The organism is Pseudoalteromonas xiamenensis, from assembly GCF_030994125.1.
GTDB lineage: Bacteria > Pseudomonadota > Gammaproteobacteria > Enterobacterales > Alteromonadaceae > Pseudoalteromonas > Pseudoalteromonas xiamenensis_B.
On record NZ_CP099917.1, the window covers coordinates 145,336 to 157,249 of the forward strand.

The window sequence follows — 11,914 nt, forward strand, 5'->3', positions numbered from 1 at the left end:
TGCTGACGCTTTATTCATAACCCCATGCAGCATGGTTGCTAATTGGTAAATTAACTTTATAGAGACGTATTTAGTATGTCAGAAAATTTTGCGCAGTTATTTGAAGAGAGCCTAAAGGGTTTTGATGCAGAACAAGGCTCAATCGTAAAAGGTGTAGTTATTTCAATCGAGAACAACGTTGTTCTAGTTGACGCTGGCCTTAAGTCTGAAAGTGCAATCCCTGTTGAGCAATTCAAAAATGCTGCTGGTGAGATTGAAGTTGCTGTTGGCGACGAAGTTGATGTTGCACTAGACGCAATCGAAGACGGTTTCGGTGAGACAATCCTTTCTCGTGAGAAAGCGAAGCGTCACGAAGCTTGGATTCGTCTTGAGAAAGCATGTGAAGAGCAAGAAACTGTTATCGGTGTTATCAACGGTAAAGTTAAAGGCGGATTCACTGTTGAAGTGGACACGATCCGTGCGTTCCTACCTGGTTCACTAGTAGACGTTCGTCCAGTTCGCGACACTGCTCACCTAGAAGGTAAAGAGCTTGAGTTCAAAGTAATCAAGCTTGACCAAAAGCGTAACAACGTAGTTGTTTCTCGTCGTGCTGTTATCGAGTCTGAAAACTCACAAGAGCGTGATGAACTTCTTCAAAACCTTGTTGAAGGTCAAGAAGTTAAAGGTATCGTTAAGAACCTTACTGACTACGGTGCGTTCGTAGATTTAGGCGGTGTTGACGGCCTTCTACACATCACTGACATGGCTTGGAAACGCGTTAAGCACCCAAGTGAAATCGTAAATGTTGGTGACGAAATCCTAGTTAAAGTTCTTAAATTTGACAAAGACAAAACTCGCGTTTCTCTAGGTCTTAAGCAACTTGGCGAAGATCCATGGGCAGCTATCGCTGGCCGTTACCCAGAAGGTGCTAAACTTACTGGTCGCGTAACTAACCTAACTGATTACGGCTGTTTCGTTGAAATCGAAGAAGGCGTTGAAGGTCTAGTTCACGTTTCAGAAATGGATTGGACTAACAAGAACATCCACCCATCTAAAGTTGTTTCACTTGGTGACACTGTAGAAGTGATGGTTCTTGAAATCGACGAAGAACGTCGTCGTATTTCTCTAGGTCTTAAACAATGTAAGCCTAACCCATGGCAAGAGTTTGCTCGTCAATTCAACAAAGGCGACCAAGTAACTGGTAAGATCAAGTCAATCACTGACTTCGGTATCTTCATCGGTCTTGACGGCGGTATTGACGGTCTTGTTCACCTATCTGACATCTCTTGGAACACTCCAGGTGAAGAAGCAGTACGTGAATTCAAGAAAGGCGACGAAATCACAGCTATCGTTCTACAAGTAGATCCAGAGCGTGAGCGTATCTCTCTTGGTGTTAAGCAAATCGAAGCTGATCCTTTCAATAACTACCTAGACGCAAACAAAAAAGGTGCTATTGTTAAAGGTAAAGTGACTGAAGTTGACGCTAAAGGCGCAACGATTGAGCTTGGCGAAGGTGTTGAAGGTTACATCCGTGTAGCTGACATCGCTCAAGAGCGTGTTGAAGACGCAACAACTGTTGTTTCTGCTGGCGACGAAATCGAAGCTAAATTCATGGGCGTAGACCGTAAGAACCGTGCTATCAGCCTATCAGTTAAAGCTATGTTCGAAGCTGAAGAGAAAGAAGTTCTTGAGAAGCTTAAGAAAGACGAGCCAGAGTTCGAAAACGCTATGGCAGCAGCTTTCAAAAACGCTCAAAAAGACTAATTTTTCAAGTCTAAATGGAAGGGCACTTTAGCCCTTCCTTTTTTGTGTTTTAAGGAAATGATATATGACAAAGTCAGAACTGATAGAACAATTAGCACAACAGCATGCCCATGTACCTATGAAGGACGTGGAAAATGCAGTAAAAGAGATTCTTGAGCTAATGGCAGGGTCATTGTCTGCTTCAGAGCGTATAGAGATTCGTGGTTTTGGTAGTTTTTCTCTACACTACCGTGCACCTAGAACAGGTCGTAACCCAAAAACCGGCGATACTGTTGAATTAGATGGTAAACATGTACCACATTTCAAACCAGGTAAAGAGCTTCGTGATCGTGTAAACGAAAGCATCAGTGGTTAAGTTCGAGGTAACCATTGCTAAGGATTATTATTAAGGGAGTGGCAATTAGTTTAATCATACTAGCGTTTATACTTGGGACTCAAAACCCACACCTAGTTAAATTAAACTTCATTGTAGCAAGCAGTACACTTCCTTTAGCTGCAGTAATGAGCATTTGCTTTATATTAGGAATAGCCATTGGTTTGGCTGTGTTTAGCGTGTTTTTTACTAAATTAAAGTGGCAGCATTATCGGTATAAAAAACAAAATTCCGCTTTTAGTGATGTAGAAAACTAATATGCTTGAGCTGTTGTTTTTACTGCTCCCTGTAGCAGCCGCCTATGGTTACATAATGGGTAAAAATAGCGCTAAAAATCAAGCTCATGAACAAAATCGCATCATTACATCAGAATACAGTAAAGGCCTTAAATACTTACTTGATAGAGAAGAAGATCAAGGTCTTGAACATCTCATTAAATTATTAGAAGTCTCAGCGGATACGGTAGAGCATTACCTTACGCTTGCATCACTGTTCCGTAAGCGTGGGGAATTGGACCGCGCGATTAAAATTCACGAATTGCTGTTGAAGCAACCGGCCTTGGAACATGCTGATTTAGCTGTAAACCGTCTAGAGCTTGCGCTCGATTATATAATGGCTGGCATGTTAGACAGCGCGGAAGAACACCTTGTAATTCTGATCAAATCCGAACACAAAGAAGCAATTGATCCTATGCTCTCGTTGTATTCTCAAATGCGAGAATGGCAAAAAGGCATCAATATGTTCGAAGCACATCGCAATTTAGTGACTCGCCCACAACAGCTCGCAACAATTGCAAACTATTATTGCGAAGCGGGCATTGAATCAGAAAACATGGAACTCATTGAGCGCGCATTTCGACTGAAATATAAAGCGATGAGACCGCTCTACGAATTAGGTAAACAAGCTTTTATTCAAAAAGACTTCGTCAAATCGATTTATTACTGGCGTGAGTTAGCCACATTTAAGCCGGTAACGGTTCCCTTATTCATTGAGGACCTTGAGAGCAGCTACAAGTCACTCAACCTTGAAGAACAGTTTGATGAACTGATCGAAGAGCTGTTGTGTCAAGGTGGTGTTTTAATTCGCATTAAATACTGTGAAGTGTTGGTAAAAAACGGCGAAGTCGAAAAGGCGATCCTTTTTTTGACGGCGAGTCTAAAGCGGGAACCATCAATACGCGGATTCAGTTTTCTGTTACAATTACTCGGTGAAAAGCAAGGCAATATGACCGAAGTGTTGGCCCAAATTGATAAGCTGGTCAAGTCCTACATTGCGACGAAGCATGAGTATCAATGCCAACACTGTGGCTTTAGTAGTCACACGCTTTATTGGTTATGCCCGTCTTGTAAACATTGGGAAACCATACTTCCATCGAAAGGCCTTGACGGTTATTAGCGTCGAGATAAACGTTTATTTATTAGGTATACCATGTCATCAGATCTAAATAAAAAAGTAGTGATTGCCCTTGATTATGACAACCAAGAAGCAGCACTGGATTTTGTTAAGCAACTATCTCCTGACACTTGTCGCTTAAAAGTAGGAAAAGAAATGTTCACCTACTTTGGCCCAGAGTTTGTAAAACAACTTGTTTCGATGGGGTTTGATGTCTTCCTTGATTTGAAATTCCACGATATTCCAAATACGGTTGCTAAAGCAGTAACGGCCGCTGCTGAACTGGGAGTGTGGATGGTTAACGTCCATGCATCAGGTGGCTTAGAAATGATGCAAAAAGCGAAAGCTGCATTAGAAAGTTATGGAGAAAAAGCGCCACTTCTTATTGCTGTGACAGTACTTACTAGTATGGACGAAGCCCAGCTTAAGCGACTAGGTGTTGAAAAGTCACCCGCTGAGCAAGTGATGTATTTAGCAAAATTGACGAAAGAAGCGGGTCTAGATGGTGTGGTTTGTTCTGCCCAAGAAGCGGCTTCATTAAAAGCGGAATTGGGTGCCGATTTCAAATTGGTTACACCGGGAATTCGTCCTGCGGGTGCAGATGCTGGAGACCAAAAACGCATAATGACGCCCAAATTGGCTGTTGAAGCAGGTAGCGATTACTTAGTAATTGGTCGCCCAATTACTCAAGCATCAGATCCTGTTGCAACACTTAAGTCAATTAATGAATCGTTAATTTAATCAATTAGTTAAGTTCGCACTAGATAGTGCGAACTTATACCGCCGTCAAATTAAATTCCTCGAAATTACACTCAAATTAGTGCCTTTCAGCGCGTTTACCTTCATATTAATCTACATTTCTATTCTCGAATATTCAGAAGTAACTGAACTAAAATTAATTCGAACAAACTGGAAAGAATATTTTATTTGTATCAAGGGAATTGGAATGAACAAGAGTTAGCTTGTAGATAGATTGCTACATTGGGCTGGTGCATTTTTAGTGATTGTTAAGGTATTGAATATGAATGCTCAAATCCTAGGAACGGATTATCGACTTAAAGATCAAGTATTACACCGACATGAATCAGTTTCGGACCATGCATTGCTCGCAATGATTGTGTTAACGTTGATGGTCTGTCGTTTAGTGTTTAATTACCTCTTTCTCAACTCAAAAGTACGTAAGACAATCGAGAATTCAACCCATGCAAGGTTTATAGGGGCAGTGCGACTTGGACTTGAGTAAACCCTGTTCGGACTCATAATAATCGGCTTATTGATGGCTGCTAATATCGATATCCCTTATAACTTGTTCGGGATTCACTTCGGTGATGAGGGAGAGAAAACTTGAGTCTATTTAGTGATACTCTGTTACTTCATCATACTTTAATGAGCTTGCTTTGGTGGTTAATTGGGATACGCGTTATTGGTGCGCTGTACGCAAAAAAGTAAGACATAGATGGCGTAATTGCTAAGATAACAGAAAGAAAAACGCCGCGATTTCGCGGCGTTTTTCTTTATTTCAAAGATATTGAGGTGGCTTGTAAATCGATAAGGCCTTGTTTAAACAAACCTCCAATCGCCTTTTTGAAGTTTGCTTTACTCGTTTGGAACTGCTTTTTAATGAGTTCAGGGTCACTTTTATCACCTAGTGGAAGTTTCCCGCCATTCGCCTTTAAAGCTTGTAAAATCTTTTCACCTAAATCATCGATTTTTGCCATGCCTGGTTTTTCAAGCGTAATATCTAGCTTACCGTCTTCACGGACGTTTTTAATAAAACCTGGAAGACGTTGACCAACATACATGCGCTGAAACACATCGCTAAAGAACACCACACCAAAGTGACTTTCATTGACAATCACCTTATAGCCAATGTCTGTTTTCCCTGCAACGATAAGCTCTACTTGCTGAGATTTTTGATAATTAGGTGGTGTTTTATCGACAAATTTTTTCAAATTACTTGATGCACAAATACGCTGTGACGCATTGTCGAGGTATATTCTCACAAGATAACTGTGGCCATCTTGCATCTTAGGCTTTTGTTCGTTGTACGGTGCCAGAATATCTTTTGCAATGCCATTGTCCATGAACGCACCAACTGTAGTAATCTCTTTTACGCGAAGCAGTGCAAATTCACCTACTTTAGCAATAGGCTTTTTAGTCGTTGCAGTAGGGTGGCCTGCGTTATCTAGATAGATAAACACTTGCACCGGATCCCCTGCTTCAAGGTGTTCCGCTAATTCTGCTTTTGGTAAAAAAACATCGCCTAATTGCCCGCCGTTGAGGTAAGCACCTTCAGCATTGATTTCTTCTATTGTTAATAACTCAATTTGTCCCAACATGGACTTATTCCTCTATGTTTGGCTTAGGTTTGCGGCGAAGTGGTGCTGCACCATCGACATCAAAAGGTGCTGCAATCGGTTTTCTAGGCGTTTTTGGTTTACGCGTTTTACTCGCTGCTTTACCACTTGGTTTTGCTGTCGTTTTAGCTACTTTTGGTTTGCTAGGCGCTTTTGGTTTTTGCTCCCTAAACCCTTTAAATTTGCCTTCTAACCCTTCAACGGAATCAAACGTAAGCCCGTCTTTTAGGTAAGATTGAATCGCAAGATAGCTCTTCCAATCTTTTGGACCAACAAGAGAAATAGCGGTACCTTTAAACCCCGCTCGACCTGTACGTCCAATGCGATGCACGTATTCCTCTGCGTGTTTCGGTAAATCGAAATTGATTACGTGAGTGACCGACAATAAATCTAATCCGCGTGAAGCGACGTCGGTTGTGACAAGGACCTTGTAAAGTCCACGACTAAAAGCGTCCATAATTTCTAGACGTTTATTCTGAGGCATATCGCCTGCAAGCGCCGTCGCTTTTAATCCTTTTTCAATGAGCATGTCGCTAAGTCGCGCGGTATCAGCACGTGTCGCCGTAAAAATAATACATTGACCGACTTTTTCCGAATTCATAAAGTGAAAAAGTAAATCGTGTTTGTGATCTAAATGGTCGGCTAAATACAGTTTTTGTGTAATGTCTTCATGCTTTTCATGAGCATCACTAAGCATGATTGTTTTCGGTGATTTCAACAAATTGCGTGATGTTGCATTTACTTCTGCGTGGTCTAGCGTTGCAGAGAAAAGTAACGTTTGGCGCAAACGGTGATTTGCGGCATCGTTGATTACGTCCAGTTGCTCTTTAAAACCTAAATCCAGCATTCGGTCTGCTTCATCAAAAACGAGCATCTCTAGGCCTTGTAACTGCATAGAGCGCTGACCGATGTGATCCGCGATGCGCCCAGGCGTGCCAATTACAAAATGTGGGTCTTTGTTTAACGCCTTGACTTGATCATTGAAGTTTTCACCACCAAGAATTTTCACCACACTAAGCGTGTGACTGGCGATAAGCAATCGACACTGAGTATATACTTGGTTCGCAAGCTCGCGAGTCGGCGTTACGATAAGTACACGTGGGTCGCGCTTACTCAGAGCTCTTTGTTTGATCACTCGCTGAACTGCAGGAAGTAGAAAAGCGAGTGTTTTACCCGAACCAGTTTTTGACTGCGCAAAAAGGTCATGTCCTGCAAGTGCAGTTGGGATCGCAAGCGACTGAATTTCAGTTGGCTCGACAATACCTTGATGAGAAAGCTGCTTGGCAAGACGGCTATCAATGCCTAATTCGGTAAAAAGCAAAGGAATACTCCAAGAAATCAAAATTCTAAAAACACATCATTATAGCAAATCAAGCTAAATGCCCAAAGCGGATTAATGTATTTTTGTAATAATTGAAAAGCCAAGTATAATGCGCGCTTGGCGCCGGATTTGCGATTCGGTATTTGTGTCTGTGTCGTGCTTAAACACAGGCAAGTAAGCTTAATTATAGGAAATACTATGTCTGCTCCTTTTGTTGTGTGCGCAATGTACAAATTTGTGTCACTGCCAAATTTCAAAGAAATCCGTGAACCACTTCAAACTGTGATGGAACAAAATGAAGTGCGTGGAACATTACTCCTTGCCTCTGAAGGTATAAACGGTACAGTTGCCGGAAAACGTGAAGGTATTGACACATTATTGGCTTGGTTAAATAGCCAACCGGGTCTTGATAACATCGTCTTCAAAGAATCATTTGATGACGAATGCCCGTTTTACCGTACAAAAGTGAAGTTGAAAAAAGAAATTGTGACGCTTGGCGTTGAAGGTATTGATCCGTTAAACGTAGTTGGAACATACGTAAAACCACAAGATTGGAATGCCCTGATTTCGGATCCTGAAGTCGTCCTTGTTGATACACGCAACGACTATGAAATCGAGATCGGTACGTTTAAAAACGCGATTGATCCAAAAACAAAAACCTTCCGTGAATTTCCACAGTGGGCAAAAGAAAATTTAGACCCAAGCAAACATAAAAAAGTTGCGATGTTCTGTACAGGTGGGATCCGCTGTGAAAAGTCTACTGCCTACATGAAAGAGCAGGGTTTCGATGAGGTTTACCACTTAGAAGGCGGTATTCTGAAATACCTCGAAGAAGTACCGAAAGAAGAAACCATGTGGGAAGGCGAATGCTTTGTTTTCGATAACCGTGTGGCAGTTAATCATGATTTAGAGAAAGGGTCTTACGACCAATGTCACGGTTGTCGTTTGCCAATCACAGAAGAAGATAAATTACGTCCTGAGTACGAAGAAGGAATCTCTTGTCACCATTGTCATGAGGAAGTGACGGAAGAGCAACGCGCTCGTTTCGCTGAACGTCAAAAGCAAATCAAACTTGCTGAAAAACGAGGTGAAGGACACATAGGTCATGATGCGCAACAAGCACTTCAAGAGCGTCGTGAACAAAAGATAGCGCAAAAAGAAGCACAGCGCGGTCGCAAATAAGGACGAGACTTTTACGTGTCGTAATTAATTTTGAATTAGAAAGCCCGTAAAGGGCTTTTTTCATTTTTACACGCTACAATATCGAAAATTGAATGACAACAAGGATCTATCATGGCACTTCAGATCGTTTCTCATCCGCTTGTGCAGCATAAAGTCGCGCTTCTTCGCGAGCAGGGGATAAGTACAAAGAGTTTTCGCGAAATTGTAGCAGAAGTTGGCACTTTGCTGACTTATGAGGCAACCAAGGACCTTCCTCTTGAAACTATGCAAATAACAGGCTGGGAAGGCACTCAAATCGATGTTAACCACATTAAAGGTAAGAAAATTACCGTTGTGCCGATTCTTCGAGCAGGCCTTGGCATGTTAGATGGTGTATTGAGCCTTATTCCTGCGGCAAAAGTAAGCGTTGTAGGGCTTGAAAGGAATGAAGAAACGCTCGAACCGATCCCGTATTTTGAAAAATTGGTTGGCAATATAGAAGCGCGCCTTAGCTTAGTGGTTGACCCGATGCTCGCGACAGGAGGGTCGATGATAGCGACAATAGATATGCTGAAAAAAGCAGGTTGTACGCACATTAAAGCAATCGTGTTGGTTGCAGCGCCAGAAGGAGTTGAAGCCACATTGAAAGCGCACCCTGATGTTGATATTTACACAGCGGCACTTGATAGCCATCTTAATGAAAAAGGCTATATCGTGCCTGGCTTAGGGGATGCTGGCGACAAAATATTTGGTACAGTCATTCGTTAGTCATGCTGACAAAGGTGGTGAGTTTCATCGCCACCTTTGGTGGTTCCCGTCAAGGTGCTCACTAGCCGATAAACGCGTTTAAATTGTTAAACACAATTTATAAATAAACGGCATACGAATCCAAAAATAACATCAACCTTGTCTGTCGCACTGACACTATCAGAACTTGGTCGCGAGTCCATCACGATAAAACCATCAACATCCTTTATCCGCAATAACTCAGTGATACGTTTACGAACATTCGCGTAGTATGATTACTTGTTAACTATGACTCAACTAATCAATCAGGGGTTTTTACTTGAGAATTTCGACAGGTTGATGTTTGATGAGGTTATACATCGTCCATGTCAGTGAGCAGTAAAGAACTTTAAATTCCTCCTCAAGATGTCAGCGATTCTATTACACAGCTCAAAACATACTCATTCCTTCAGAAAAACCTGTAGGTTGAGCGTATAGCAATGAACTTTGTTCGCTATTTTGGAAGGCGTGAACTTCAGCTAAGATCTTGGTAATAGTGACTTTATTTCTTATCGTTTTTGAACCTTCGAATACAGTAAACCCGATGTAATAGGCTGTAATGGGTGAATGTAATTTTGTCACCTAATCTTTGCTTTGTTCGCCGCATAGATAATCACGATTGTGGCGAATAACAGAAAAAAGTGAGAAAAATCGCTTTGACTAAAATCCGATTAACTCACTTCCCTGATTTCAGCAAAGTTTAAAGGATGATTAAAATGTCTACAGAAAGCCTATATCTCGTCAAACTGGAATATAAAACAGGTCTAGTAGGTAGTGGGTCTATGGTACTTCAGTTAGCAGTAGATCCTGTGACTGGTTCATTAAACGGTCGCGCAAATGGTGCGATTCAAGAGGGTACACAACACTCTCCAACATTTACATCAAGCGCATCGGGTCATATGCATGCAACAGGCTTAAATGGTGTTACAAAAGTAGCTGCCGTAACGGGACAGGCCGTTGTTTCTTTTCCTCCACCAGCTATTGGCAGTTACCTTGCGCCATTTACCGCAAGTTTTGCAGTGGATAACGAATGGAATGGTCAAGGTAGCTTCTCAGTTGGTGACAATACATATCAATGCCAAGTGAGTATGGCAGACTAATCGACAATGAAGGTGAGGTGGTGACACCTCACTTTTACTTTTTATCAGTGTTTCAGTTTCGAGAGCCGCAACAAAGTTGTCGAATCGACGTTTTTTTAGAGCCTAAATTAACTCTGAGTTTTCTTCATTATTTATTACAAATCCTTGGTGGGGTCCGATTTAATCTGTATTTGAAGCACAATGTGTAATATGAAACCACGAAAAATTAGCCCACAAGGTGATTGAGACGATACAAAAACCTAGTAGACATGAAGCTTCATTTTCTGGACCAATGTCCCTCACTTTACAGTTAACGCCTATTGTAAAAATAGGTTGACCTTAAAGTTATCATTAAGCTTATTGTAGCGTTAATGAATGTTTGGAGAACGCTATGATGCTGTTTACACCTTTTACGTTACCAAATGGTACTTTAATTAAAAATCGTATTGCAAAAGCTGCAATGGAAGAAAACTTAGCTGATGAAAATAATCTGCCTTCGAATGAATTGTTTAATCTATATGGGGCTTGGGCTGAAGGGGGCAGTGGATTAATCATTTCAGGCAATGTCATGATTGATAAAAGGGCGATGACGGGCCCTGCTGGTGTAGTACTAGACAGCGAAAAGCAACTAGAAAAATTTAAGATTTGGGCAAAAATCGGGAAGTCCAACGGCGCACAGTTCTGGTTGCAGATTAACCACCCTGGTCGACAAATGCCAGCAAGCCTTGGGCAAAAAACATTTGCTCCCTCTGCTATCGAGATGGATTTAGGAAAGCTGTCAAAGCATTTTGGTGTCCCTTATGAAATGACAGAAGCTGACATACAAGATGTGCTTTCGCGATTTGTTCAAACGGCCAAATTGGCACAGCAAGCGGGTTTCGACGGAGTAGAGATTCATGCTGCGCATGGTTATCTACTTAGCCAGTTTCTATCTCCTAAAACGAATCAGCGACAAGATAAATGGGGTGGTGATCTTGCTAATCGAGCGCGACTATTAATTGAAGTTGTAAAGCAAGTGAGAGCGAAAGTAGGGCCTAGTTTTGCGGTTGCGGTAAAGCTAAACTCAGCGGATTTTCAACGAGGGGGATTTACAACCGAAGACGCGAAGCAAGTCGTAAAATGGTTAAATGACCTAAATGTCGATTTAGTCGAATTGTCAGGTGGTAGCTACGAAGCTCCAGTCATGCAAGGACAGTCCCGAGATGGACAAAGCCTTGCGCGAGAAGCATATTTCCTTGAGTTTGCGAAACAAATCAGGCTCGTTGCAAATATGCCACTGATGGTAACGGGTGGTATAAAACGAAAGCCGGTTGCGGATCACGTACTCGAGAGCAACATTGACTTGGTTGGTCTCGCGACGGCTTTGGCCCTTGAACCTAACTTGCCAAACAAATGGCAGCAAGGTGACATGGTTACACCGAATCTCCCAAATATTACTTGGAAGAATAAAGTTATGGCTTCACTTGCCAACATGGCTCGGGTCAAATATCAATTGAATCAACTGAGCAAGCTACGGGCTGTCCAGCCCAATGTTCATCCGCTGTGGGCACTAATTAAACAACAGTTGCGAGATAGACAACGAGCTAAGCTGTACCGTAAAGTAATGGGTGAAAACAGGCGCAACAATCAGTAGCTTAGTCATGACAAGTGCCATGACTAAGTGAAGGAAACGGTTGACAATATATCGGCCAATAGATTTGTT

Annotated in this window: 13 protein-coding genes; 10 read left to right on the top strand and 3 right to left on the bottom strand. The window is 41.9% G+C overall.

What is annotated here, in order from left to right:
- The first annotated feature begins 75 nt into the window (after nt 1–75).
- The 6 genes from rpsA (at nt 76) to NI389_RS00655 (ending at nt 4,751) form a co-directional block, all read left to right on the top strand.
- A complete protein-coding gene (gene rpsA, locus NI389_RS00630) occupies nt 76–1,743 on the top strand; it encodes a 30S ribosomal protein S1 (protein WP_208843185.1) in 1,668 nt (555 codons plus the stop codon).
- A 64-nt stretch (nt 1,744–1,807) separates the two neighbouring features.
- The gene (ihfB, locus tag NI389_RS00635; protein WP_208843186.1) at nt 1,808–2,098 is read left to right on the top strand and encodes an integration host factor subunit beta; all 291 of its coding nucleotides are present in this window, start codon (nt 1,808–1,810) and stop codon (nt 2,096–2,098) included.
- A gap of 14 nt (nt 2,099–2,112) precedes the next feature.
- Nucleotides 2,113–2,373, top strand: coding sequence for a lipopolysaccharide assembly protein LapA domain-containing protein (locus NI389_RS00640; protein WP_372588608.1), 261 nt, complete (start codon nt 2,113–2,115; stop codon nt 2,371–2,373).
- 1 nt (nt 2,374) lies between these two features.
- A complete protein-coding gene (locus NI389_RS00645; protein WP_208843188.1) occupies nt 2,375–3,511 on the top strand; it encodes a lipopolysaccharide assembly protein LapB in 1,137 nt (378 codons plus the stop codon).
- 33 nt (nt 3,512–3,544) lie between these two features.
- Nucleotides 3,545–4,249 carry an orotidine-5'-phosphate decarboxylase gene (pyrF, locus tag NI389_RS00650; protein WP_308361121.1) on the top strand — a complete coding sequence of 235 codons (705 nt, stop codon included), beginning with the start codon at nt 3,545–3,547 and terminating at the stop codon, nt 4,247–4,249.
- 280 nt (nt 4,250–4,529) lie between these two features.
- The gene (locus NI389_RS00655; protein WP_308361122.1) at nt 4,530–4,751 is read left to right on the top strand and encodes a hypothetical protein; all 222 of its coding nucleotides are present in this window, start codon (nt 4,530–4,532) and stop codon (nt 4,749–4,751) included.
- Between the two features lie 271 nt (nt 4,752–5,022).
- Here NI389_RS00655 and NI389_RS00660 read toward each other — a convergent pair whose 3' ends face one another.
- Both NI389_RS00660 and NI389_RS00665 read right to left on the bottom strand, forming a co-directional pair.
- Nucleotides 5,023–5,847: a CvfB family protein gene (locus tag NI389_RS00660; protein ID WP_308361123.1), complete on the bottom strand. Its 825-nt coding sequence runs from the start codon at nt 5,845–5,847 to the stop codon at nt 5,023–5,025.
- A gap of 4 nt (nt 5,848–5,851) precedes the next feature.
- Complete coding sequence (locus tag NI389_RS00665; RefSeq protein WP_308361124.1) at nt 5,852–7,186, bottom strand: DEAD/DEAH box helicase; 1,335 nt, start codon at nt 7,184–7,186, stop codon at nt 5,852–5,854.
- A 198-nt stretch (nt 7,187–7,384) separates the two neighbouring features.
- On the opposite strand from NI389_RS00665, the gene trhO reads away from it, so the two are divergent.
- Both trhO and upp read left to right on the top strand, forming a co-directional pair.
- Nucleotides 7,385–8,368, top strand: a complete 984-nt coding sequence (trhO, locus tag NI389_RS00670) for an oxygen-dependent tRNA uridine(34) hydroxylase TrhO (RefSeq protein ID WP_308361125.1) — start codon at nt 7,385–7,387, stop codon at nt 8,366–8,368.
- A gap of 111 nt (nt 8,369–8,479) precedes the next feature.
- Nucleotides 8,480–9,115 carry a uracil phosphoribosyltransferase gene (gene upp / locus NI389_RS00675; protein ID WP_308361126.1) on the top strand — a complete coding sequence of 212 codons (636 nt, stop codon included), beginning with the start codon at nt 8,480–8,482 and terminating at the stop codon, nt 9,113–9,115.
- 408 nt (nt 9,116–9,523) lie between these two features.
- Here upp and NI389_RS00680 read toward each other — a convergent pair whose 3' ends face one another.
- Nucleotides 9,524–9,715, bottom strand: a complete 192-nt coding sequence (locus NI389_RS00680; RefSeq protein ID WP_308361127.1) for a hypothetical protein — start codon at nt 9,713–9,715, stop codon at nt 9,524–9,526.
- Nucleotides 9,716–9,849: 134 nt separating this feature from the next.
- On the opposite strand from NI389_RS00680, the gene NI389_RS00685 reads away from it, so the two are divergent.
- Both NI389_RS00685 and NI389_RS00690 read left to right on the top strand, forming a co-directional pair.
- Entirely contained in the window at nt 9,850–10,233 is a 384-nt protein-coding gene (locus NI389_RS00685) for a DUF1842 domain-containing protein (protein WP_308361128.1), read from the top strand.
- A 370-nt stretch (nt 10,234–10,603) separates the two neighbouring features.
- Nucleotides 10,604–11,845 carry an NADH:flavin oxidoreductase/NADH oxidase family protein gene (locus NI389_RS00690; protein WP_308361129.1) on the top strand — a complete coding sequence of 414 codons (1,242 nt, stop codon included), beginning with the start codon at nt 10,604–10,606 and terminating at the stop codon, nt 11,843–11,845.
- Nucleotides 11,846–11,914 lie beyond the last annotated feature (69 nt).